Origin of the sequence: Paenibacillus sp. FSL K6-4396, from assembly GCF_038002525.1 — a bacterium.
Taxonomy (GTDB): domain Bacteria; phylum Bacillota; class Bacilli; order Paenibacillales; family Paenibacillaceae; genus Paenibacillus; species Paenibacillus amylolyticus_B.
Window position 1 is genome coordinate 5,725,150 of the sequence record NZ_JBBOCR010000001.1, and the last position, 23,696, is coordinate 5,748,845.

Below are 23,696 nucleotides of genomic sequence, written 5' to 3' on the forward strand. Positions count from 1 at the left end.
AGAATATATGGATGAAATCCTTTTCTTGTATTATACGCACAATCTTCAGGTGAATGAAACGATCTGTAACCGATCATTTTTTTAACCAATGTTTTATTAACATGACAAAATGGATTACAATGAGATAAAGCAAACATGAAGGAGGCCTTTTTAATGAAAGAACAGACTTATTTTGAACAAAATAGAGAAAAACACCTGGCAGAACTGAATGAATGGTTGTCCATTCCGAGTATTTCCGCCATTTCAGCGCATAAAGAGGATGTTAATCGTGCAGCACAATGGGCAGCAGATGCTCTCACACGTGCAGGTATGGAGAACGTAGAGGTCATTCAAACGGCTGGACATCCGATTGTCTATGCAGATCACCTGCATGCACCCGGCAAACCGACGGCTCTGATCTATGGACACTATGATGTACAACCTGTAGACCCCCTTAACCTGTGGGACACGCCACCTTTCGAACCTACCATTCGTGATGGCAAGCTGTATGCCCGTGGTGCAACGGATGACAAAGGACAGATCTTCCTACATATCAAGGCAGTTGAAGCCATTCTCGCCGAAAACAAAGAACTTCCAGTTAACATCAAGTTTTGCATCGAAGGCGAAGAGGAAATCTCCAGCCCGAACCTGCCCATCTATCTGAATGACAATACGGACAAGCTACGTGCAGACATGGTACTGATCTCGGATACGTCCCTGCTTGAAAAAGGAAAACCTGCGATCTCCACTGGCCTGCGTGGCCTATGTTCGCTTCACGTGGATCTGAACACAGCCAATACCGACTTGCACTCCGGTTCATTTGGTGGTGGAGTACCCAACGCACTGCACGCACTCGTATCCTTGCTCGCTTCGTTGCATGATGAGCAAGGCCGCGTGAGTGTAGATGGTTTCTACGACGGCGTACTGCCACTGTCTCCTGAGATGAGAGAAGAATTTGTGAAACAGGGCTTCAATGAAGAACAACTTCGTCAAGACCTCGGACTGGAGCAATTGTACGGCGAAGAAGGTTACTCGTTCGTGGAACGTGTAGGCGCTCGTCCAACATTGGAACTGAACGGCGTATGGGGCGGTTTCCAAGGCGAAGGCAGCAAAACGGTTATTCCGAAGGAAGCTCACGCCAAAATCACCTGCCGCCTCGTGGCGGATCAAGATCCACAACATGTATTGGATCGTATCGAAGCACATCTGCGCGCTCACGTTCAACCGGGTGCAACGCTGCATGTGAAACAGATCGAGAAAGCTTTTGCTTTCAACACCGATCCTTCCAATCCAATCCTGCAAAAAGCGGCAGATGCGTATGAGCACGTGTATGGCGTTCGTGCCCTCTTTACCAAAGATGGCGGCTCCATTCCGATTGTTGAGAAGCTCTCACGTGTACTCGAAATCCCTGCTGTCATGATGGGCTTTGGCTTGCCGGATGAGAATCTGCATGCTCCGAACGAGCACTTCAACCTGGAGAACTTTGATAAAGGGTTGTTGACGATTGTGCAATTTCTGAAGAGTTTGTAATCATCGTGTTTAAAACCAGTTCATGCTGAGAGCGTGCAGAGTGGACGTTCCGGGGCCGAATCGTTCTTTAGATCGCTGTTATCGTCGGATTTTTTGGATTCCCCCGCTCTAAGGGTAAAATCCGATGATAGCATATGCTTCCGAAGTAGCTTTCTTGCAGAAAGCTTTTAGGCGAGCGCTCCGCTTCTTCAGAATCGATTTCGTCCCCTTCACTACGTTGCAGCTTTCGCAGACTGATTTTAGGATTGATCCTAACTTTTTATATGGGTTAGTGTAATAGGGATAATAAAAGGACGGCCTTCGGGTCGTTCTTTTTTGATTTGATTTCGTTTTTTTATTTGTTTTCTTGTGTTTTTGTTGCTTTGCTACTTTGGGGCTTTGGGGCTTTGGCGAAGATGTAGTTTTTTTTCAATGGCTACTTTTTATGAATGGAGACGATGGAGACTTAATTTAAATGGTTTAGTGTATTAGTGATAACAATATGGTGACTTATAGGCCGTTTCTTTGAATTTATTTTGTATCGATCATTCGTACAGCTTGCTTTATTATGGCTTCTTTAAAGGTATGGGTTTAACTTTGAAGGTTAGTGATTCACAAAATGATGGGCTACTGAACAGTTTTTCTTTTTTCTCGATAACTTCGTTATCGTTCTTCCTATGATTGATTTTATAGACGGGGGCCAGGTTTTAATGGTTCAGTGTATTAGAGAGAACATACGCGCCGGTTTATCAGCTTTTTTAGATGGATTCGGTATCCCCTCACTAGTTTTCAGCTTTTACTTTTACTTTTACTTTTGATTCTTTATGGTGAATGATTTTGATGAGGCCTAACTTCTGAAGGTTGTAATAGAGAAAGCACAAGCGGCCTTTAGGGATGTTGGTTTGTAACGGTTGATATCTAGAATATCCCCTGCTGAAGTCATGTTGCGGATGGTTTAACGAAGATGTTGATAGCTCAGGGGGATATCTGGTGGGAGGATCTTTTGGGGTTCTTACGTTTTGGCCTGGTTATGTTAATTGACTTCGCTACAGGAATTCTGCCAACAGGTGTTTACCTCCTGTTATGCCCCGGCAAGCTAATCCAAAATGATGAGGTGAATGTTGTGTCTGCTTCTCACCTAACCAAACATGCGCTGGCTCACTCGCTTAAATCACTGATGGAGCATACTCCACTGAACAAGATTACGGTCAAACATCTGGTGGATCATTGCGGCGTGAACCGGCAAACCTTTTATTATCATTTTCAGGATATTTATGCGCTGCTTGGGTGGATCTATCAGACCGAAGCGGTGGAGAGTCTTATGGAGTACCGAAGCTACAGCACATGGACGGACGGATTCTATAAAATCTTTTGCTACATCGAGAACAACAAAACGTTCTGCTGCAACACACTCAACTCGCTCGGGCGTACCCACTTGGATTCATACCTCTATGAAGTAACCCATGATCTGATCATGGGTGTTATTGATGAACTGGCCTGCGGGATTAAAGTCCGTGGTGAAGACAAAGAGTTTGTCGCCAACTTCTATACCTTGGCTTTCACTGGGCTGATCATTCAATGGATGAGGGGCAACATGCAAGAACCGCCAAAACAGATTATTGAAAAGCTCAGTGAGCTGATCGAAGGCAATGTCCTGAGGGCACTGCACAGGTATGAGAATAAGCTGCCATCCACTTAAGGATACGCGGCTTTTTTCGCATGTGGTCTAAGCCTAGGTTTTAAGACACTTTTCCAAAAGTGACCAAAAATTGGACACTCCCGTTCTTTTGATCATACCTTACGGAACCTGCAAGGTTTACATTAGGGATGTGATTACAGTAACTTTTGGAGGCGAATGATCGTGAAGAAAGAACATGGTAATAAACAGGTCTATTTTGTAGGCGGCGGCATTGCATCTTTGGCGGGTGCAGCTTATCTGGTCAGAGATTGTGGCTTTCCTGGAGAACACATTCACATTATCGAAGAAATGCCGATTCTCGGTGGTAGCAATGACGGCGCTGGTAATCCCGATCAAGGGTATATCATCCGTGGTGGACGGATGCTCAATGATGAGGCCTATGAGAATCTCTGGGAGTTGCTGGCTTCCATCCCTTCCATCGACCGTCCGGGCATATCTGTGCGACAGGAGATTACTGAATTTGACGATGCCAATCCCACACATTCCAATGCGCGGCTCATCAACCGTGACGGCAAGGTCGAAGATGTGCTCTCCATGGGGTTTGATATGGCCGATCGTCTGGCAATGGGCAAGCTGATTATTACTCCTGAAGACACGCTGGGGAAATTGCGAATCAACGACTGGTTTGGCCCTCACTTTTTCAAAACAAACTTCTGGTATATGTGGGCGACCACCTTCGCTTTCCAGCCTTGGCATAGCGCCGTGGAATTCAAAAGATACATGCTTCGCTTTTTTCACGAATTCCCAAGAATTCAAACGCTGGAAGGTGTCACCCGCACACCGTTCAACCAATATGACTCGATAATCCTGCCATTGCATAACTACCTGGAGCCGTTTGGCGTAGATTTCACGCTGAAATGTACGGTTACCGATCTGGATTTCAAAGACGGTGACGGCATTACGGTAAGTCGGATGCATGTGCGACGCGACGGTGTCGAGGAGGTCATTGACATTAAAGAAGGCGATCTGGTCATTGTTACAAACGGTTCGATGACCGAAGGAGCCGACCTCGGCTCCATGACTTCTGCACCGAAACTGAACGGCAAGGGCAGCTCATGGAAGCTGTGGGAGAACATTGCCGCCAAGAAACCGACGCTGGGTAATCCTTCTTCATTTAATGATCATGTGCATGAGTCCAAATGGGAATCGTTTACGGTTACCTTCCAGGATTCGGTTTTCTTTGACTTGATGGAGAAATTCACACGCAACCGGGCAGGTACCGGTGCTCTGGTTACGTTCAAGGATTCCAGCTGGTTCATGTCTGTCGTTCTAGCCTTTCAACCGCACTTCCGCGGTCAGCCCGAACATGTCAAGGTGTTCTGGGGTTACGGATTGTATCCGGATAACGTGGGCGACTACGTGAAAAAAAGAATGTGTGATTGTACCGGGGAAGAGATCATGCAGGAGCTGATCGGCCATCTTCATTTCCAGGAACATCAAGAGGCGATCATGGCTACCGCCAACTGTATTCCTTGCATGATGCCCTACATCACTGCCCAATTCATGCCTAGACTGAACAGTGACAGACCGAAAGTTGTGCCTGAAGGCTCCACCAACCTGGCCTTTATTAGCCAATTCTGCGAGATTCCCGATGACGTGGTATTCACGGAAGAATATTCGGTCCGGGCAGCACGGATCGCCGTCTACACTCTTCTCGGAGAGAACCGTCCGATTGAGCCGATCAACCAGTATCAATATGATGTTCGGACGCTGTTCAGCAGTTTTGTGACTTCGTTTAGATAATTGCTTATATAGTGGATTCGGATATAGTATGAAGAAATGGTTGGATTGATCAGTGGATGGGGATAGTTCTTTGGAGATATCTGTAGGATTCGGTGAGTAACTTTGTGCTCTTTAGGAAGCTTAGTTATATTAATTGTATTGATTGTGCCAAGTTAGTATGTCATGAGTTACTACATGCGTTAGCTTCAGAAGCTTGCATCCCCGTTGAACGAGTCAATGAGTGAGTATGGTTGTTGCTGAACTGAGGAGTCGTTGTATAAAAAATAGAGAGAGTTCCGTCAGCAATGACAGGACTCTCTTTCGTTTAATCGTTTACTATCCAAGCCCGACACACAGCCTTCATCGGATTGCCAACTGTCGTCTAAAGAACCTCACAAGCCTTATTACTCGAAATTTCGCAGGTTTGAAAATCTAACGAATCGTAGACATCTTATTTGCGCTGTAGACATGTTTAAGTACCGAAATATCGCTAAATTGCATTAAATAGCGTGTCTGAGATTAGTTACATTTTCTATGACTGCAAAATCATTGGAATAAGGCTTCACAGATTCGTTAGCGCTACGCGACCTACATAGAAAAATACTTATGAGAATGGAATCGCAGTGATATGTTATTGTCGATATCCTAGTCCATTCTTTCTTGAAACTTAACTTATAACTCTCTAGTTACTCATGTATACTCTTGTGGTTGTTCTTGGTGTTTATTTTCATTTTTTCGTCGTCACTCATCGCTTATGAGAGCCACATATTATACTCTTCCTACTCACGCCGCTTATTACAGCCTACATATCACACTTCGCTTATGTCCGGAATGTTGTGAACTTCAGCATGTGCACAAGCTTGGATAAATGTGAAATCTCCTGCTGGACGCCAGACGTATCAGTCCCCGCCATGGCCTGATTCGCCCGCAGTGTTCTACGTGTGTTCAGCATACCCTCGATCAGTTTCATGACTGTGTTTCGTCCACGATGATCGACAATCATATACTTTTTGCGTGCATCCAGCTCTACCCATACGATGTTGCTGAATGATGTGAACAGATGCCTGCGGTACAGCTCCATATCGGTCTCATTGTAATGCTCGCCATAAAAGGCATAATATCCGTGTATGTGCAACTTCTCCGCCAACACTGTGATGAACGGATCATGTTCGAGCATAGCGTTACGTTCCATGTTTCACGCCTCCGTTATGCGTGATCCGCAGATCCCGTCTTTTTGAGATCTATTTTAACATATTGTGCAAGGTGTTGCCTCTACACAGATAAAAGCCAAGTTTTAACTCCGAAGACCGATGATCACAAATAAAAGTTATCAACACGATACTAATTTTCTAAATTTAATATGACTCGCCGATCCGTCTGCCCTTCACCCACACACCCTCAATATCCAGCTCCGCATTCAGCAAAACGATATCTGCCTGTTTTCCTTGAACCAGGGAACCTGTCCGGTGATCAATGCCCAGCAGGCGTGCCGGGGTCAGACTTGCTGCACGTGATGCAGCGTTCAGACTCAGGCCCACTTCCTGTACCAGGTAACGGAAACCGCGAATCATTGTCAGTGTGCTTCCGGCCAGTGCGCCGCCTTCCTTCAGTCTGGCCTCGCCATGCTTCACGATGACGGGCAGGTCGCCGATCTTATATTCCCCGTCATCCAATCCCGCAGCAGACATGGCATCTGTGATCAACACGAGTTGATCACTATGTTGCTTCAACTGAGCCAGGATCGAAATCGCAGCAGGGTGTACGTGAATACCATCGGCAATCACCTCAGCACTGATACGCGGATCACTGAGCACAGCTCCTGCAGCACCGGGTAGCCGGTGATGCAGTGGTGTCATGGCATTGAACGTATGCACCGCATGATGAAGTCCGGCTTCCACTGCCCGTTCGACCTCTTCATAGGTCGCATCCGTGTGGCCGAGTGCCGCTGTAATCCGCTGTTCACGCAGCCACGAGATGACTTCCAGTGCGCCTTCACGTTCCGGTGCCAACGTAACTTGACGGATTAGACCGGGATATTGCTTCTCCCATGCTTCAAGCCAGGATACATCAGGCAGAATGATATGTTCCGGATTTTGCGCACCAGGCCATTTCGGACTAAAAAACGGACCTTCCAGGTGTACACCCTCAAGCTGTGCATATGGCATTTCGCCTGAACGGTAGCGGTCCACTTCAGCAAGTACGCTGTCCAGTCGCTCTTTCGGAGCGCTCATGGAAGTCGCAAGCATCGCTGTTGTACCCTGCGTACTATGGAAAGAAGTGATCTTGTCCAACACCTCCGGGCTTGAATCCATAAAGTCTTCTCCGTTCCCACCATGCACATGGATATCAATGAATCCAGGCACAATGAGACCACGTTCCGGTACTGACAGTGGCAGAGCCTCGCTCCGAATCCGTTCAGGAAGACCTTCTGGTACCCCAGCATAAAGGATTTTTCCATTCCTCCAGGCTAATACACCGTCTTCCAATATCTCATCTGCAAGGAGCAGCCTGCCCCGAAGAAGAGAAATACTTTCATCACGCCGACTCCCAGGCTCATGGCTATTCTCTCCGCTCATCTCACCAGCCTCCCTGCTGCACGGTCCAGCAATACCACCACATTTGGATGACATTGCAATAGCGATGCAGGACAGGCCGTTGTGATTGGGCCCATAAAAGCTTCGCGAATAATCTCGGCTTTTTCCTCGCCACGGGCTATGAGCAGAATCTGTTTGGCTTTCAAAATGGTACCAACACCCATCGTAATCGCCTGAGCCGGAACCTCATCGATGCTGTCAAAGAAGCGTGCGTTTGCCTTTCGCGTCTCGTCTTTCAGATCCACGACATGTGTCCGCCCAGTCAGCTCCGTTCCCGGTTCATTGAAGCCAATATGACCATTATGTCCGATGCCCAGCAGTTGAAGGTCTACCGGTCCACGATCGTCCAACCGTTGTTCATAGGAATTACATTCCTGTTCCAGATCTGCAGCCTGACCATCAGGCACTTGCGTTCTGGCAAGATCCATATCAATATGATGGAATAATTGTTCATTCATAAAACTGCGGTAACTTTCACGATGTTCTGTTGGAAGTCCTACATACTCATCCAGATTGAATGAAGAAGCCTGCGAGAAACTGACCAGACCCTTCTGGTACAACGTGATAAGCTGTTTATATATGCCTACAGGCGAACTTCCTGTTGCGAGCCCCAATACAGCCCGTGGTTTGGTCTGCAACAAACTGGCAATGACGCCAGCACCCGTGGCGTTTAAATCTTCTTCATTTTCAAAAATGCGGATATTCATCTTCATCTGTCAGGCACCTCCGTTGTGTTGGACTCGATAAGATTGTACATTGTGATAGGATTGTTCCAGTCTGGGGATAAAACGGTCGAAGTCGGCACTTACCATGCCTGTGAACAAAATATCGACCACATGCAGCAGTGCAATACGGGAAGCCATATCTCCACGCCTCATGCCTTCTTCCAGAGAAGAGGTGAACAGGGGGATATCCGATACCGTTGCGAGTGTATTACTTCCATAGGAAGTCAGTGAAATCGTGGAAGCTCCGGCTTGTTTGGCACAATGCAGCGCATCAATGGTCTCGGGTGTTTCGCCTGAATAGGATACGGCCATTGCCACATCTCCCTCAGCGAGCGAAGATGCGGATGTAATCTGCATGTGGGAATCTGAGAAAGCAGTACAGCTTTTGCCGATTCGCACCAGTTTCTGATAGAAATCCTGTGTAACAATTGATGAGGTAGCCACACCGTACAGATCGATGCGGCGAGCCTGGCACAATAATTGCACTGCATGCTCCAATCTGCCCAAATCCAGTAAGCGGGTGGTGTCTGCAATCGATGCGAGGTGGTTAGCTTCGATAGCTTCAACAATTTTGGATAGTGAATTGCCCGCGACAATATCCTGATACGCCGTTTCCTCTGACGCGTGGGACAATTCTGCGGCAAGCTTCATTTTGAAATCGGGAAACCCTTTGAAATGAAACGACTTGCAAAAGCGGGTCACCGTCGCCGCACTTGTTCCACTCTGCTCTGCCAGATGACTAATCGTCCAGCCGGGAATGTCCGATGGAGATTGCATAATGACTTCCGCAATACGGCGCTCCTGAGACGGAAGGTTATTCAGTTCTTGCTGCAACGCACGTAATATGGCTGCCATAAGGCCCTCACTTTTATGAAAATTATTTTTATATATTTTTAAATAAATAAGAAAATCATTTTTATAACTTTATTCTAATCAAGACGATCCTGTAAATCAAGAGCAATTTCCCAGGACTTTCGCAAAGATACTGAACGTGTATAGACACTCATCTGCTTTATACACATCATAGGTATCCTTTATATTGAGAATCGAGATATGATCGTATTAAAAAAGGAGCCATTCAATGAATCGAAGACAACGGAAAAAACTTATTCCTTCCATCTGGATTATTGCTACCAAACCAACAGAAGGTCACGCCTATTATGCCCTCTATGCCATCGACTGGAAACGCGGAGGTCGATTGAGTTGGGAAGGCTGGAATCAGCTCGAAGACCTGCTGCAATTTCATATTCCGATCAAACGAAAAGCCGGAGGAAGGAAATCCGCTTCCCAGCCTGCCGCAAAAATTGCGAAAAGAGCACTCCATCTTCATCTGAACGAAGTACAGTTTGAGGAACTGGAGCAGCTCTTTTATCAGCCATTTTCGAAGAAAAAATGGAGGACGTTCATTCAAATGAATAATGAATAGGAATCAATACGTGATAAATTGATATGAATTCGCTTGTTTCATTTTTTCATGCTAAAACAAAAAAGCCTCTTCTCTTCTTTGGATGAAAGAATAGAAACGACTTTCGCGGTACAACGATTCAGTTCAATTCGAAGAAGTTTCAACTCAAGTTAACTCGTTCTAATTCATGTCATCATATCGTTTTAAGAACGTGCTGACTAAGCCGGGTACAGTCATTTGATGAACCGATTGATTCTCAATCTCCTCCGCCAGATCGTCATCTGTGAGAGAAACAAAGAACGTAATGTCTGCTTTCGTTTGTCCATATCGAGCAAAAACGTCATCCGTTGTCTCATTGGCAACTTTGGCGATGATTCGAATGATCTCATCCTTGTACTTCTGGACCTCCTCTGTTGCATACAACAATCGGCTGATATGGTTAAAGTGCGTATCCTCGCCATACTGATATTCGGAGCAGCCCCATCTGTAATAGATCTCGTCCTCCTCACTATCACACAACCCTTGCTCTTTCATACTCGAAATGTGCCTAGCCAGGGATTCCTCGGTATTCACCGCCATAAACAGCGTTACCCAATCACTGTCCGTTCCAAATACACAAGCGTATGCTTTCTCATGCTCTACCTTAGCCAGAGTTTGTTCCAAATCGGGTAGAAAACCCGCTCGAAATTGATTTTCAAATTCACTTAAAAAGCGGTCCATTTAGCTCATCCTTTCATGTTTTATATAAGTTGAATACCGAGTAGTTACACCTGCCACTTCAATGCACAGAATAACCTTCCGATCACTGTTATCCCCAGATTTCTTGTATCACTTTTATAAAAGTGGAAATCTGCGGATAAAGGCGACCGCTCCGCTTCTTCAGGTCATTTCTGCCCTCTCCGTTCTAGTGTAACTGTATAGTCTAACTGATGGAAATGTGATTTAAGAACCCACTCGTCCGTTCAAACCATTGTTTATCTTCATATATGTAATCATTATGATCTACTAAAATAATGAAAACAAGCGATGCTACGTTTCGGATCTTCCCTCAATTTAGTATCGACTCCTTCATTTCATGGTCCTTAGCAGCAGAAAAGCCTTGCCCCATTCTTCATGACAAAGAATAGAGAAAGGCTTTCATGCTGCTACTTAATCCTAACTGTAATTCGCAACTAAATCTTCAGTTCTCCAAGCTTAATCAGCTCGACAACTGCCTGCGAACGACCCTTAACATTGAGTTTCTGCATCACATTCGAAATATGGTTACGCACCGTTTTCTCGCTGATGAATAACTGCCCTGCGATGTCACGCGTTGTTTTGTCTTGAACCAGTAATTCGAATACTTCGCGTTCACGGTGGGTCAACAAAAATTTGCTTTTATGATCGATACCCTTCAATGTTCACCCCTCCTTGCTCGGGTTGTGTTGGTGTAACAAGGTTAAGGGGATACAGTCAACTCATCTTATGTCAGGTCAAGGGCGTTGGTTCAGTTTTATAAGAAAAATGGGCAGTAAACATGTGATTCATTGTCCAAAGAGAACGTATGCAATTGTCTATGTATTCGATCATGTAAAACAAACATGCCTCTGCAGCGGATGTTACCATCTGCGCAAAGGCACACTTGTTCATGTCTTAAAAAACTACCGATTCATTCGGTTCATCATGCCGCCATCATTGTGATTACGGTTCATCAGGCCATCGTCAAGGATACCATCGCGGTGATTCATACCTGTACCGTTCGTTGGGAAAATGCGCTCCACCATCGATTGGAACGTATCGATCATGCCACTGACTGGCTTACCATTACGAATATCTGTGGCATAGTTCTCGACATGCTCCACAAATTCCGGATTGGCTGATACATATACATTCTCGATGTTTGGTGCAAACTGCTTGATTTTGGCTGAAATCTTACCCTTAATCTCAGCTGATGTGTTATCGTCCGTGCTATCTACACGTTGTCCCTCACTTTTCATACCATAATGCCCATCGTCCGTCCCACGTGCTTTGCCGCTGTTTGTCAGACCACGCATCATACCAACGGCGCCTGTACCCATGGTTCCATAGATGCTGCGGTCATTCCCCATATGGCTGCGATCCGTTGCTGAATTCGTGTTCAGTCCTGGAGCAATTCCGCTAGTGCTGTACGGAGACATTGTGCCCGTACCACCATTCACACGCATACCACCCATATCGTGATTCATGTTGCCCCCACGCATGGTATCACTGGCATGATTACGCATTGTTCCAGACAGCATGCTCGTACGACCATTGGACTTGCTTTCCAACTTGCCTGCATGACCATCTGCCAAACGAACCGCCACATAAGCATTACGATCCGTTAACATGACACGGGCGGATTTAACTTCCTTCATCTCCGTGATACGTTTTGCAAGCTCTTCACTGGATTTCAGGTCAGTCACATTATGCATGCGATAACTTTTCGCACGGATGCCATCCATTCCATTTGTTTCCACACCATAACGGTTAATGCCGTTGGCTTGCTGACGAACACTTTGCGTATGCATATTGTTGGTGTCCCGATTCGTGCCACAACCTGTCAAACCGGCCATTACAAAGATTGCAGTAGATAATGATAACGTAATAGCTGTTGCCTTTTTGACTGCTGGCATGTACTCATCCTCCAATGTATGTTGGTTTTGGTCACAAAGATAGGATGCGCTTCTGTACGTACCGATATGCTGAAAGGATATGGTACCTTTCCCTGTAGATTCAGGTGTTTCTTCGCTATATAAAATAAAAAACAGTGCTGCGTTCACAGCACTGCCTCCAAATAATACTTGCATCTCAACACAATAATATCACTTATCTTCCGCCCCGCTCATTTCCCGTCTGTTGATGAGGAAGTTGTTGCGTCATGTGCAGAACTCGACGACTCTTTCGAAGAAGTTGTGGATGCTTTAATTGTATCCGGGAATTTCTCTGCTTCCGTTAGACTTGTCGCATCCATGCCATATGCCCATCGACCATCCGGCGTAATGACCCAAATCTGATCCGGTTTGGATGGTACCGTAAGCCCCCGATACACATCTCGAACTTGTTGGCCATTTACCGTCTGTTCAACAGACAGGGTGAATCGTGGAACAGTACCTTTCAGCTCGGAAGCTTTGCGCACATCATCTGCTGTTGACAGGTTTTTGATTTTACCGATAAGGGATATGGCGTCTGTGGAATCAATCGTTTTTCCATTCAGTGTCCAGGCCTGCTCTGCCGCATCGTTCTCCGATGTTGATGTTAACAACCAGGTAGCTGCTTCACCTTCCCACTCCAGAGATCCAACATTTGTCTCATCCATGTTGAACGGTGTAGTATCCAACAAATCACGACGAGACAAAGCTATGTTGGTAATCGCCTCTGTCTGTACGGCAACCACGGGACCCTCATCTACGCGCACATATCGTGCGTCATCTGCTGGAAGCTGGCCACCAATAGCCAATTTGATCTCCCGATTATCTTTAAGTTTGATATCCATACGTGTAGCATCTGTTCCTAATCCATACTTATTCAGATCCGTTGGCGCTTCTTCCACCACCAGTTCCTGATTCGCACCACTCAGAGCATCTAACCAATTGCTAACACTGTAACCGTTCAGAGGATAGGCTTTTGGCTCAACCATCTGCCATACACCATTTTCAAGCGTCAGGGTCGAAGTTGCTGCTGTACCGGCTGTCTCCTCCGTTGTGTCATGTATTGTAATAGATTGAATATCCCCGGATTGAATACCGAGCAACTTGGCTTGCGCCGCTTCTTCTTCTCGAAAATAATTTTGACTGGCCGCGTACACCCATCCCACAATCAGTACGATGACCACCAGGATTGTTGGAACCCATTTTCTCATACTCGTCTGCGCCTCCACCATAAGAGTACACCTATGATAACAAAGAGGAGTGGGAATGCTACAATAGCCACGAAGAAAATTGTTCTGGCCTGTTCGCCATTCAGGTATGCCATCTCATACCCGGCTTGTACCCGTGGGCGAATCGTCAATCCATTTTCTTTCTCACTCAAATAGTTTACCGTATTCAAAATAAAGTCCCGATTGCCACCATTCGCAATTTCCGAATCCTGCATGAAAATGGACGAGCCCAGAATAACCGCCTTCGGTTTACCATCCTTCGTATCAGCTGCATACCCTAATTCCACTGGACCTTGAATGTCCTTTTCCGGATCATTGGTCGTTTCATTTTGCAATAAACCGCCGATATTTGTCTCCCCATAACTGTCACTGGAAGATTGAATTAATGGAGAAAGGGTATATTTATCCTGTTCTTTGCTGGTCAACGCAATCGACAAGGACAACATCGGATACAATTGGCTCTCAGCGAGTTTGTCCGTAATTGCATGTGTACCGTACTCCGGCACCACCCAGAGTGGCCCCATCGTACTGGCTTGCTGATTATCCACCATGACCGCATGCTCATCAACGACGCCATAGTCAGCCATGAGGGCATCGATGTTTTTCCAACTGGATTTCATATCTTCCACAAATCCGAGGGATAATAACAGCTTGCCTCCATTACTCAGATAGGTGCGAATGGCTTTCATTTCGGTATCACTGAGATCACGTTGTGGACCAATAATAGCGAGCACATCTGCATCCTCGGGAACCTTGCCAGCCTGATTCAGCTGCAATTCTTCCGTTTGCACATTATTTTGTTCCAAGGAGGATTGCAGCGTAGTCATCTGAGCTAGACTCAACTCTTCATGTCCAGTCAAAAAGACCATTTTGTGCATCTCCGTGGATGACATATTCATGAGCGCCTGCGTAAGTTTTTCCTCACCTGTGAACTGATATGATCCGTCATTTCCGTCACCTGTCGCGGTGAACAAACTGGCGATATCAATCACTTTGTGTTGATCTCCCTGCTCCAGCACAATGGAGCTGCCTGTTATGCCATATTTGGATGCAAGCGCAGGTTCCTGCGTCAGATTATATTGTTTTATTTTCAACTTGCTATTGCGTTTCGTGTATTCCTCGACCATATCCGTGACCTCACGGTTCAGGACGGTGTTGTTGGCATTTTCGACAGTTAACACCAGAATGTTGACGTCATCCTTCACATTTTTGATCGCAGTAAGGGACTGGTCAGATAACGTGTATTGTTTGTTCGAGGTCAGATCGAGCTGGAAGCCGCCAAGTGAATTCAGGAACAGTGTTAGCAAAATAAAGATGCCAATCACCGCTACGGACAGCACGGTACTGTTGGTATGACTTAACCATTTTTTCATCTTCTCACCTCCACCGCTTCCGTTCGACAATTTGAATGCTTAACAGCAGAAACACACCCGAAAGGGTGACATAAAACAAGATATCCGGCCCACTAAGCACACCTTTCATGAAGCTGTCGAACCGGTTGGTCAGAGCAAACGGGTCCAGCCACTGCTGTAAAACAGAACCTGTATTGCCTGCAAATGAATCAAGCATCCACAAAACGAGCAAAATAATAAAACCCGCCACCGCAGACACCATCTGATGCTGGGATAATGTAGAAGCGAACAGTCCAATCGCCATCATGCTTCCGCCCAGGAAAAATAACCCCAGCGCAGACATCCATACCGTCGTCATATCCAATGTCCCATAGAACGACATGATGAATGGGTATACCAGACTACACAGGATGAGCACAACCAGAATGGCCAGAGAAGCAAGATATTTGCCAAAAATAATTTCTGTTACACGTGCAGGAGAAGTCAGCAACAATTCATCTGTTCCCTGTCTGAATTCCTCTGCAACCAGTCGCATCGTTAACAATGGCACAACAAACAGCAGCATGGACAACGTATCGCCCAACACGAGACGGTAATCGACAATACTCGGCTGGTAATATACAAAGCTTGAATAGAACAGCAGACTGGTCATCAGTACATATACGGCAAAAGCAAAATAGGACGTTGGTGACAGAAAATAAGCTTGCAGCTCTTTGTTGCATACCGCCATCATTCGTCTCATTTGGAGTCCTCCCTTTTGCTGGAATGGGACGAAGCATCCGTTGATGTACTCGTTGATGTTCCCGATATACTCGACAGGTCGTTGTCCGAAGATACGTCCTCCTGATCCATCTCTGCGTCAGCAACCTTATCCACATCTGCCGAATTTGCGTCTGTGTCTGTTGCCTCGGTTGTGGTCAGCTTCAGGAAGATTTGCTCCAGACTCAGGTTCTCCTTCTTCATCTCCAGTATCGGTAATCCTGCACCTGACAAAAGGTAGAACAGCTCCTCCCGGAAATCTTCCGAGTTTTCTCCAGTAAGCAGCATTTTAACCGTATTCGCCGAATCTGAATTAAGTGAAGTATCTTTGGCTGTATTCGCATCCGACGCTTGAATGACTTCACTCCGCACCTTCTCCCATGGTGTCAGCACATTATGTAATTGCTCCGCAGTGGCCTTCACTTCAATCGACACTTTGAATTGATCCCCCATTGCTGATCCGAAATGCTGAGGTGAACCATCCAGCACGAGCTGCCCCTGATTGATGATCAACATTCGATTACAGAGTGTGCTCACTTCAGGCAAAATATGCGTACTGAGCAGCACCGTATGGTTCTCCCCCAGTTCTCGTATTAAATCCCGGATCTCGATAATCTGATTTGGATCAAGCCCCGATGTTGGCTCATCCAGAACCAGCAGATCTGGCTTGTGAATAATGGCTCCTGCCAGCCCAAGGCGTTGTTTGTATCCTTTGGATAACCCACGTACCATTTGTCTTTCCCGACCCTGAAGTCCCAGTCTGCTAACCATCTCACTGACCCGCAGCTTAACCTCACGTGCCGGGACATCTCGCAAATTGGCTACGAATTTAAGATAGGACTGCACCGTCATATCCGGATACAGTGGCGGCGTTTCAGGCAGATACCCAATCTTGGAACGAACACGCTGGCCCTGTTCATGCACCGATACCCCATCCACCATAATGGAACCCGCGGTTGGATGCACATAGCCTGTAATCATACGCATCGTTGTTGTTTTTCCGGCACCATTGGGTCCGAGAAAGCCAACAATCTCACCACGTTCCATGGTGAAATCCAGTTGATGTACGCCGCGTTGCCCTTCGTAAACTTTGCTGACCTGTTTCACTTCGAGCACATCATTCATCCTTTCCCGTTAAAATACCCGTGCACCATCGTTCGTTATATAAATTCAACTGAAAATATTTACACTTGCACTCCGATGGCAGAATAACCTTCCGATCACTGTTATCCCCAGATTTTTTTGATTCCTTCATTTCAGAAGGAAAAATCCGCTGATAAAGGTGAACGCTTCGCTTCTTCAAGTTATTTCTGCCCTCTCCGTTATCGTGTAAATGTTACGTTGAACTTATGTAATAGATGATAGACACGGGAAGTTCCTTGTATCTTACGTGAGGTATCCTAGCCTCAGCTTAATGACACTTAAAAGACAGCTTAAAAATATTTGTCCAAAATGTGAACATTCTGGTCAACACCCACACCCTGCGCTTAAAGCCAACGTAACATAGAGTACAGGAGAATGTGCTCCTGACCAAAAGTCAGAGGGTGAATCGTGTGAAAGTATTATTCACGTTTTATGTTCCGAGCGGTGGCGTGGATACGTTAAATCGACTGCGCACCGCTGTTCTGAAACGCCATGGCATTGAAGCGCACCTATTGTATCTCAACACAGGCTCGGGATTGCAGAACAACAGTGATACGCCCATTTTCACCGCGTCCAGTGACGAGGATATCCATCATATCATTCATACTCATCATTATGATGCCATCATTGCCACTTCAGACATCGCTATGCCCGGCCGCTTGAGAGGACTTGGTTTTACCGGACGAATTATTTTTGAAGCGCAGGGACTTGGAACACGCGATCAGGCTCTGGAAACGATACAGATGGGTGTCCCTTACCTTCAAGCCCATTGTGATGCTGCCGTTATACCTCCCACAGATCACCTGCTAGATATGTTCATTCATATCTGTCCTTGGCTTCATCGGTTTGTTATTCCCAATATGCTGGATACCGACACCTTCGCACCAATCTTGGTGGATACCCCACCCTATCCGGTGCTGGCTTGGGTAGGACGACTTGAACACAATAAAAACTGGCGTGAATATTTAATCATATCGAGTGAAATCGTCAAAAAAAATCCGGAAGCCAGACTATGGTTATTCCACGATCCAACTTTGGCTAATCCAGAAGATGAGGTCATGTTCCGGCACATGCTGGCAGAATACGGGCTTGAGGATCGGATTGGGATCTTCATCAATGTTCCTCATTCTCAGATGCCTGCATATTATTCCATGATTGCCGCTTCAGGGGGCATCATGTTATCCACTTCCCTGCTTGAAGGATTCGGTTATGCCGTCGCTGAAGCCATTAGCTGTGGCTGCCCTGTGCTCAGCACAGATTCAGATGGAGTGCGCTCATTTATCACACATAATAAGACTGGAAAGTTTTATCCAATTGGAGATGTAAAGGCGGCCGTAGCCGAAGCAAGAGACCTCATGAAGAACAAGAAACTGCGGGAATATATTCGCATTCAGGGCAGACAGCATATGAGCTTGTCTTTCTCACCCGATCGATATGCCATTTCTTTCCGTGAAATGATGACAGCACTGCGAATTTTCCATTGAGCATAACAAAAAGGCAGTTCAGCAAGATTCTCTGAACTGCCTTACTCTGTTTTTATTAAAAGTCTTAGTGTCCCATCATCATCGCGGGATCAGGCTTGTCGCCATTTTGAAGTTCTTCTTCCGGCATCGGCTTAGGTTTGCGCAGAATCAGACTGAGCAAACATCCGAACAATGCAATACAAGCGGCCAGGAAGAACGTATCATTGAAACCAGCCACCAAACCATGAACGATAGCGGTCGGCTCTGTACTCGTTGTGTTGTCTGCGATTCTTGAAGTAAGGAAGCCTGTAAGCCCTGCAACCGCAAAGGACACGACCACTTGCTGTGCAGCAGCCGTGAGCGGTGTCACCCGTCCAACCAACTTACGCGGTGCAGCATTTAATACATGCGTATTGAGTGGCATCATGGACAGGCCCATACCCAGACCCATCATGACCAGAGCTGTTATAATCAGGCCAAGACCTGTCTCTGCCGTAATGGAGGACAGAATAAACAATGCTCCCGAGATAATACCGAGACCCACAAAAGCCAGAGGTCGAGCACCGATTTTATCAAACAACCGACCACCGAGCGGCATACCCACTCCGGAAGCCAACGCCTGTGGCAGTAAAATCAATCCTGTTTCCAGTGCAGTGTACCCTTTGATCTGCTGCAAATAAAGCGGGATCAGGATCATGGCACCGAATAGCGCCACTTGTGACACCCATGCGAGAATAATTCCCCGTGAGAAATCAGATGATTTGAATACCCGGAGTTCGAGCAATGGATTTTGATGACGAAGCTCCACAATAATGAACAAAATGAGCGCTACACCACCCACAATGACACCCGTCAAAGTTGTTGCAGACGTCCAGCTCGTTCCGCCCTCACTCACACCGTAAGCGAGCATCGAGAACGCAATTGGCGCCAGAATCATGCCGAGCAGATCCAGTGCAGGTGTGCGTCCACGATCTGTATCGGGCAAAAATTTGATACATAGAATGAAAGCTGCAATACCTATTGGCAAGTTAATCAGGAAGATCCAGTGCCAGCTCAGTGATTCAATAAACCACCCGGACAACACCGGACCCAATGCAGGGGCAAGCAACATCGGAATTCCCAGCATCCCCATGATGGAACCTCTTCGCTCAGGCGGAGCCAGACGAAAGACCATGGCCATACCAATAGGAGCAACCATGCCTCCACCAAGGCCTTGAATGATACGGTAAATGATCAATTGCTCAGGTGATTGAGCGATCGAGCATAATACAGAACCCAAGGTAAACATGGCAATCGTGAACAGAAATACTCTTTTGGCACCAAAACGGTCCGTTAACCAGCCTGCCAGTGGAATAACTGCAGACAAAGCCAAGGTGTAACCCGTAACCGTCCATTGAATGGTCTTCAGGTCGGTCTCGAAATATTGAACCAGATTCGGAATGGCCACGTTCACCACCGTGCTGTCCAGTATAACCATGATCATACCGACGATAATAGCCAGGAGTGGCAGTATAATCGTTTTGATTGAAAACTCTGCGGGCTCCTGGGATACTGCTGTTTGTTCTTTCACGTTCTCCACACTCTTTTCCAGCCAGGAGATCGCAGGTTTAGCCATGCGTCTCACTCGGCCTATATTGACGACCAATTTCAAACTATCGTTTTAAATCGTCGTTTTAAACTTTCGTTTAATACTGATCTAATTCTAATGAAAATACCTTTGCTGTCAAGCTATTTTTTCAGACAATTCTCTATGGATGCACCACAAAAAAATGGAACAGGCACCTTCCCTGCTCCACACGTTGGTTAATCATGATTATGCAATGATGTCCATATCAATCTGCAAGCTTCATCATCTGATGTTCTGACAGTATGCCCAATGTCTGACCGTGAATACTTCTGCAATATATTCGAATAACCAGATGATTTGGTGAAGAACTGTTGCTGATGATCCTCAGTTCATAAGGCTCGGATGACACATCCAGATTATGAATGACCTGATTACCGCCCGCCCCCCCCGAATTTGACGTTAGGTGAAAAAGGTGTCGGTACAGTTCTCCGTGCATGCTGGCTCCACCAACAAATACATCCGTCCCTTCCTCGCCGCCCACATAGGCCAACTCCACATCCATGTACTTGACGGGAACAAATGTCTGTAACAGATTCTCATGAATCTCAAGTAAATATACCGCCACTGTAGATCCCTCCTTTGGAGCACATGAACCTTCCTGTACATAGGATATGCTTCCTCTCGTCCATTGCCATTTGCATTCACCCATTTTCGACCAATTGCACGGAAATGCCCGACCTTCCGGTCCTCTTTTTTCATAGAATAAAAGGATAGAAGCTCGGCCGGTGCAGGCCGTGACAAGGAGGTAGCTATGAAAGTTCTGCTCGTTACGTATTGGGAGCTTACACATATGGGAGGCATATGGACATATGTTAAACAACTGGCCGACAGGCTGATCGCACTTGGTGTAGAGGTTGATATCATGGGCACAAATGGCGCCAATAACGAAGTATATGTTCGTAATCTGAACCGCGCTTTCTCCAAGGATAAGGTGTGGCCCATGCTGCAAGCCAAACTCAATCCGACTGATCTGCCACAATTCACTGCCGATCCTCTTCTCGCTTATTATGAACTGAATAGATATGCCTTCGAGATGGCAGCCGCTTATCTGGGTGTGGACCACTACGACGTTATTCATGCGCAAGATCCAGTAGCTGCCGTATCCATAAAACGCATCTTGAACCGCAATATCCCACTGGTTACAAGCTATCATGGCGCTCTTGCACGCGAAGCCTTTTACGATGCACAAAATTCCAACCCACAGCTTACTCTCCCTTCATATTTGCAATCCAAGCGTGGACGTTATTTTCTCTCATTGGAAGAGAGAAGTGCAGCACAGTCCGAGCTCATTCTCGTGTCAAGCCACTGGATCAAGAGTACGCTTACAGAACTTGCCGTTCCTGAATCAAAGTTCAGACAGATTCCCTATGCTGTAGATCTCCCAGCCTACCGTGCCTCAGCAGCTGTGAAGTTCCGCCAGCGACCACCTGCGGGCAAGAAAGTCATTGCCTTTACCGGACGACTTGAATACATCAAGGGTGTTCATGTGTTAATCAAGGCCTTAGCCAGTCTGAAAAATAAACGTTCTGATTGGGTCTGCTGGATCGCAGGTGAAGGCAATCTAACCGATGAATTGCGAGCACAGGCCGCGTCAACGGGTATTGGAGCGGATGTTGTGTTCTGGGGCAAGTTGGACAATATTCCTTCCTTCCTGCGCCATGCAGATATCTATGTCCAGCCCAGCCTGCAGGACACCCAGCCGTTCTCCGTTACCGAAGCGCAACTTGCGGGTGTACCTGTTATCGTCAGTGGCACAGCCGGCATGCCCGAGATGGTTGAACCTGGACGTACGGGATGGGTTGTTCCTCCGCAGGATGTCGACTCGCTCCGTGAACTGTTGGATGCACTACTTGAGGATAATGTTACCCGGAGAACAGTGGGTGCGGCGGCGAAAGCCTGGGCTGAACAACACCGTTCACTGGAAGTGATGGGATTGCGTACATTTCAAGTCTACCAAGAAGCCATCTACAGAGGAGGACTTACGATATGACGTTACTTGTACCGAGTGATCTGTACAACCGCTGGTTTTCGACTCCAGTTTCCACACCTCACATCGACGTGGATTACGCTGTAATGAATGAATTGATGAAAAAGCTGCCTAAAGGATATGTATTTCCCGATCCTGCATCCATGGCGATCATGAATTCAAAAGATTGAGTCGTCCAATGATATGCCGTCTTTATATAACATGCCGAAATATCAAACAAGGGGTGTCCCATCTGTCATATGAATGACTGAGGACACCCCTTGCTCGCTTCAAATGTGTTCTAATGGACCGAGAACACGCTATTACAGATCTTATTAATCTGTCGCCAACTTGGAATACATATTCAGATCAATGAACGTTTCGCCTACCCTCTCGTATGCTCTGAGAGTGCCTTCATATGTGAAATTTAGCTTTTGTAATAGCTTGATTGAATTCACATTATGGGGGTCAACCTTTGCTTCAATTCGATTCAGCTTCATAGTCGAGAAGGCGTGAGCTAATAAAGAAGAGATCGCTTCCGTAGCATATCCTTTTCCCCAGTGTGATCTGGCAATATCATACCCAATTTCTGCTTTAAGATTGTCAAAATCCAGCGAATTATAACCACATGAACCTATGATTTCGTTGGACTCTTGCGCAATGATGGAGAACCGAATAGCCTTGTTATCCTGAGAAAGATCATTCAGAAGATTAATCATCGCTATAGCTTGATTCTCATCCGTAAAATGACTGATATTCATGAATCTAGTAACATCCGGATCAGACCAAATCTTAAACAAGCTGGCCGAATCCGATACGTTCATTTTTCGCAAATATAACCGTTCTGTGTGTAACTCTGTAATCAATTCTTTTACCTCCATTAGTTTATTAATGATTCGGTTTAAGATATTGATATCTGCGCATAGTCCAGTCCCTTCCGTGTATGAATCATTTCATTATACAGAGACTTCAGCAACCCATCTATATTTCTATCCACGGATCGTCCATGGAACAAAAAAAGAGCTCCCCACTTATAGCACATTAAAAGTGCTTCATAAAGGTGCTCTCCTACCATTTTAAAAACTAATCCACTCAGCCATCATTGCCAAATCCATCTACTTCCAATACCCGCCAACCTGAAGCAAATTGAGTAAAATAGGTCTATGCTTCTCTTGAACTTTTTCCATCTCGGCAACCAGTGCCTTGAAGTGACGTTTGGTACCCATCGACTCATGCAATCGGTAACACATCAGAGGTTCATTGTAGTAGAACAGCTCATACATTGGAAACAGCCTCATCCACATCTCATAGTCATGGGTGTAGCGAAAATCAGTATCGAACAGTCCAAACCGCTCAAATGCTTCCATCTCTAACATGACAGTACAGCCGTTGATCGGACAACCTTCCAGCAGTACCTGCAACATCTCCAGACGACTTCCCACTTCCGGATGCACCGTATCCAACCATTCACTCTTCTCATTCACATAATGGTAGGCACCATGGCAGAATGAAGCCTTGACCTCTCGCATAAACTTCAGTTGTTTCTCCACCCGATCCAGCAGCATCACATCATCCGAGCTGAGCCAGACAAAGTAATCCCCTGTTGCATGTTTGATGCCCTCATTTAATGCTGTCGCGGTTCCACCGTTTTCTTTGTGAATATAGCGGATGGAATCCATGAATGGTTGTAGCTTCTCCACGTGCTCGGTTGACCCATCATCCACCACGATGACTTCAATATGTTGATACGTCTGGTGAATGGCACTGTGAACAGCCTGCTCGATATAAGCACAATTGTAAAAAGGAATGACGATCGATACTTTTGGCTCCATTCGGGCCTTCCCCTCCTCTTACTGTCTTAGGTAAAATGCTGCGC

General features: G+C 46.2%; 22 protein-coding genes. 7 read left to right on the forward strand and 15 right to left on the reverse strand.

Annotated features, from left to right (window positions below; genetic code table 11):
* The first annotated feature begins 153 nt into the window (after positions 1 to 153).
* The 3 genes from MHB85_RS25050 to MHB85_RS25060 all read left to right on the forward strand — a co-directional run bounded on the left by MHB85_RS25050 (position 154) and on the right by MHB85_RS25060 (position 4,930).
* Positions 154 to 1,509 (forward strand): dipeptidase, encoded by a 1,356-nt coding sequence (locus MHB85_RS25050; RefSeq protein ID WP_091011819.1) that lies wholly within the window; start codon positions 154 to 156, stop codon positions 1,507 to 1,509.
* Positions 1,510 to 2,491: 982 nt separating this feature from the next.
* Complete coding sequence (locus MHB85_RS25055; RefSeq protein ID WP_258170251.1) at positions 2,492 to 3,187, forward strand: TetR/AcrR family transcriptional regulator; 696 nt, start codon at positions 2,492 to 2,494, stop codon at positions 3,185 to 3,187.
* Between the two features lie 156 nt (positions 3,188 to 3,343).
* Positions 3,344 to 4,930, forward strand: a complete 1,587-nt coding sequence (locus MHB85_RS25060) for an oleate hydratase (RefSeq protein WP_341073862.1) — start codon at positions 3,344 to 3,346, stop codon at positions 4,928 to 4,930.
* A gap of 799 nt (positions 4,931 to 5,729) precedes the next feature.
* Here the strand turns inward: MHB85_RS25060 and MHB85_RS25065 are convergent.
* From MHB85_RS25065 to MHB85_RS25080, 4 genes are all read right to left on the reverse strand, one after another.
* A complete protein-coding gene (locus MHB85_RS25065; protein WP_091020917.1) occupies positions 5,730 to 6,101 on the reverse strand; it encodes a hypothetical protein in 372 nt (123 codons plus the stop codon).
* Between the two features lie 163 nt (positions 6,102 to 6,264).
* On the reverse strand, positions 6,265 to 7,485 hold the full coding sequence (gene nagA, locus MHB85_RS25070; protein ID WP_341073864.1) for an N-acetylglucosamine-6-phosphate deacetylase: 1,221 nt from the start codon (positions 7,483 to 7,485) through the stop codon (positions 6,265 to 6,267).
* A complete protein-coding gene (gene nagB / locus MHB85_RS25075; protein ID WP_091020929.1) occupies positions 7,482 to 8,210 on the reverse strand; it encodes a glucosamine-6-phosphate deaminase in 729 nt (242 codons plus the stop codon). The genes nagA and nagB overlap by 4 nt, the downstream gene beginning before the upstream one ends.
* Positions 8,211 to 8,219: 9 nt before the next feature.
* A complete protein-coding gene (locus MHB85_RS25080; RefSeq protein WP_091020915.1) occupies positions 8,220 to 9,083 on the reverse strand; it encodes a MurR/RpiR family transcriptional regulator in 864 nt (287 codons plus the stop codon).
* Between the two features lie 226 nt (positions 9,084 to 9,309).
* Here MHB85_RS25080 and MHB85_RS25085 point away from each other — a divergent pair, with 226 nt between their 5' ends.
* A complete protein-coding gene (locus tag MHB85_RS25085; protein ID WP_192136276.1) occupies positions 9,310 to 9,654 on the forward strand; it encodes a hypothetical protein in 345 nt (114 codons plus the stop codon).
* A gap of 159 nt (positions 9,655 to 9,813) precedes the next feature.
* Here MHB85_RS25085 and MHB85_RS25090 read toward each other — a convergent pair whose 3' ends face one another.
* From MHB85_RS25090 to MHB85_RS25120, 7 genes are all read right to left on the reverse strand, one after another.
* Positions 9,814 to 10,353 (reverse strand): DUF4303 domain-containing protein, encoded by a 540-nt coding sequence (locus MHB85_RS25090; protein ID WP_192136277.1) that lies wholly within the window; start codon positions 10,351 to 10,353, stop codon positions 9,814 to 9,816.
* A gap of 452 nt (positions 10,354 to 10,805) precedes the next feature.
* On the reverse strand, positions 10,806 to 11,030 hold the full coding sequence (locus MHB85_RS25095) for a helix-turn-helix domain-containing protein (protein ID WP_017692532.1): 225 nt from the start codon (positions 11,028 to 11,030) through the stop codon (positions 10,806 to 10,808).
* Between the two features lie 243 nt (positions 11,031 to 11,273).
* Entirely contained in the window at positions 11,274 to 12,440 is a 1,167-nt protein-coding gene (locus MHB85_RS25100; protein WP_105601181.1) for a YhcN/YlaJ family sporulation lipoprotein, read from the reverse strand.
* 35 nt (positions 12,441 to 12,475) lie between these two features.
* The gene (locus MHB85_RS25105; protein ID WP_192136278.1) at positions 12,476 to 13,492 is read right to left on the reverse strand and encodes a DUF4340 domain-containing protein; all 1,017 of its coding nucleotides are present in this window, start codon (positions 13,490 to 13,492) and stop codon (positions 12,476 to 12,478) included.
* Complete coding sequence (locus MHB85_RS25110) at positions 13,489 to 14,883, reverse strand: GldG family protein (RefSeq protein ID WP_341073865.1); 1,395 nt, start codon at positions 14,881 to 14,883, stop codon at positions 13,489 to 13,491. Before MHB85_RS25110 ends, MHB85_RS25105 begins: the two co-directional genes overlap by 4 nt.
* 4 nt (positions 14,884 to 14,887) lie before the next feature.
* Positions 14,888 to 15,604, reverse strand: a complete 717-nt coding sequence (locus tag MHB85_RS25115) for an ABC transporter permease subunit (RefSeq protein WP_341073867.1) — start codon at positions 15,602 to 15,604, stop codon at positions 14,888 to 14,890.
* Positions 15,601 to 16,737, reverse strand: coding sequence for an ABC transporter ATP-binding protein (locus MHB85_RS25120; RefSeq protein ID WP_091020909.1), 1,137 nt, complete (start codon positions 16,735 to 16,737; stop codon positions 15,601 to 15,603). Before MHB85_RS25120 ends, MHB85_RS25115 begins: the two co-directional genes overlap by 4 nt.
* A 428-nt stretch (positions 16,738 to 17,165) precedes the next feature.
* Here MHB85_RS25120 and MHB85_RS25125 point away from each other — a divergent pair, with 428 nt between their 5' ends.
* Positions 17,166 to 18,248 carry a glycosyltransferase family 4 protein gene (locus tag MHB85_RS25125; protein ID WP_308737367.1) on the forward strand — a complete coding sequence of 361 codons (1,083 nt, stop codon included), beginning with the start codon at positions 17,166 to 17,168 and terminating at the stop codon, positions 18,246 to 18,248.
* Between the two features lie 64 nt (positions 18,249 to 18,312).
* Here the strand turns inward: MHB85_RS25125 and MHB85_RS25130 are convergent, their stop codons facing one another.
* Positions 18,313 to 19,842: a DHA2 family efflux MFS transporter permease subunit gene (locus MHB85_RS25130; RefSeq protein WP_223199769.1), complete on the reverse strand. Its 1,530-nt coding sequence runs from the start codon at positions 19,840 to 19,842 to the stop codon at positions 18,313 to 18,315.
* Positions 19,843 to 20,059: 217 nt separating this feature from the next.
* Positions 20,060 to 20,419, reverse strand: coding sequence for a hypothetical protein (locus MHB85_RS25135; protein ID WP_341073868.1), 360 nt, complete (start codon positions 20,417 to 20,419; stop codon positions 20,060 to 20,062).
* A gap of 186 nt (positions 20,420 to 20,605) precedes the next feature.
* Here MHB85_RS25135 and MHB85_RS25140 point away from each other — a divergent pair, with 186 nt between their 5' ends.
* Both MHB85_RS25140 and MHB85_RS25145 read left to right on the forward strand, forming a co-directional pair.
* Complete coding sequence (locus MHB85_RS25140) at positions 20,606 to 21,844, forward strand: glycosyltransferase family 4 protein (RefSeq protein WP_341073869.1); 1,239 nt, start codon at positions 20,606 to 20,608, stop codon at positions 21,842 to 21,844.
* Complete coding sequence (locus MHB85_RS25145) at positions 21,841 to 22,011, forward strand: hypothetical protein (protein WP_167483784.1); 171 nt, start codon at positions 21,841 to 21,843, stop codon at positions 22,009 to 22,011. Before MHB85_RS25140 ends, MHB85_RS25145 begins: the two co-directional genes overlap by 4 nt.
* A 144-nt stretch (positions 22,012 to 22,155) precedes the next feature.
* On the opposite strand, the gene MHB85_RS25150 is transcribed toward MHB85_RS25145, so the two are convergent.
* Together MHB85_RS25150 and MHB85_RS25155 are read right to left on the reverse strand one after the other, a co-directional pair.
* Positions 22,156 to 22,686 (reverse strand): GNAT family N-acetyltransferase, encoded by a 531-nt coding sequence (locus MHB85_RS25150; RefSeq protein ID WP_289390273.1) that lies wholly within the window; start codon positions 22,684 to 22,686, stop codon positions 22,156 to 22,158.
* Between the two features lie 249 nt (positions 22,687 to 22,935).
* Entirely contained in the window at positions 22,936 to 23,652 is a 717-nt protein-coding gene (locus MHB85_RS25155) for a glycosyltransferase (RefSeq protein ID WP_133387078.1), read from the reverse strand.
* Positions 23,653 to 23,696: the final 44 nt, after the last annotated feature.

Excerpts from the sequence above, each read along its gene's own strand:
- MHB85_RS25080 (WP_091020915.1), bottom strand. The coding sequence starts at position 9,083 with ATGGCAGCCATATTACGTGCGTTGCAGCAAGAACTGAATAACCTTCCG.
- MHB85_RS25100 (WP_105601181.1), bottom strand. The coding sequence starts at position 12,440 with ATGCAAGTATTATTTGGAGGCAGTGCTGTGAACGCAGCACTGTTTTTT.
- MHB85_RS25060 (WP_341073862.1), top strand. The coding sequence starts at position 3,344 with ATGATCGTGAAGAAAGAACATGGTAATAAACAGGTCTATTTTGTAGGC.
- MHB85_RS25050 (WP_091011819.1), top strand. The coding sequence starts at position 154 with ATGAAAGAACAGACTTATTTTGAACAAAATAGAGAAAAACACCTGGCA.
- MHB85_RS25140 (WP_341073869.1), top strand. The coding sequence starts at position 20,606 with ATGAAAGTTCTGCTCGTTACGTATTGGGAGCTTACACATATGGGAGGC.
- MHB85_RS25115 (WP_341073867.1), bottom strand. The coding sequence starts at position 15,604 with ATGAGACGAATGATGGCGGTATGCAACAAAGAGCTGCAAGCTTATTTT.
- MHB85_RS25155 (WP_133387078.1), bottom strand. The coding sequence starts at position 23,652 with ATGGAGCCAAAAGTATCGATCGTCATTCCTTTTTACAATTGTGCTTAT.
- nagA (WP_341073864.1), bottom strand. The coding sequence starts at position 7,485 with ATGAGCGGAGAGAATAGCCATGAGCCTGGGAGTCGGCGTGATGAAAGT.
- MHB85_RS25065 (WP_091020917.1), bottom strand. The coding sequence starts at position 6,101 with ATGGAACGTAACGCTATGCTCGAACATGATCCGTTCATCACAGTGTTG.
- MHB85_RS25090 (WP_192136277.1), bottom strand. The coding sequence starts at position 10,353 with ATGGACCGCTTTTTAAGTGAATTTGAAAATCAATTTCGAGCGGGTTTT.
- MHB85_RS25105 (WP_192136278.1), bottom strand. The coding sequence starts at position 13,492 with ATGAGAAAATGGGTTCCAACAATCCTGGTGGTCATCGTACTGATTGTG.
- nagB (WP_091020929.1), bottom strand. The coding sequence starts at position 8,210 with ATGAATATCCGCATTTTTGAAAATGAAGAAGATTTAAACGCCACGGGT.
- MHB85_RS25110 (WP_341073865.1), bottom strand. The coding sequence starts at position 14,883 with ATGAAAAAATGGTTAAGTCATACCAACAGTACCGTGCTGTCCGTAGCG.
- MHB85_RS25130 (WP_223199769.1), bottom strand. The coding sequence starts at position 19,842 with ATGGCTAAACCTGCGATCTCCTGGCTGGAAAAGAGTGTGGAGAACGTG.
- MHB85_RS25145 (WP_167483784.1), top strand. The coding sequence starts at position 21,841 with ATGACGTTACTTGTACCGAGTGATCTGTACAACCGCTGGTTTTCGACT.
- MHB85_RS25085 (WP_192136276.1), top strand. The coding sequence starts at position 9,310 with ATGAATCGAAGACAACGGAAAAAACTTATTCCTTCCATCTGGATTATT.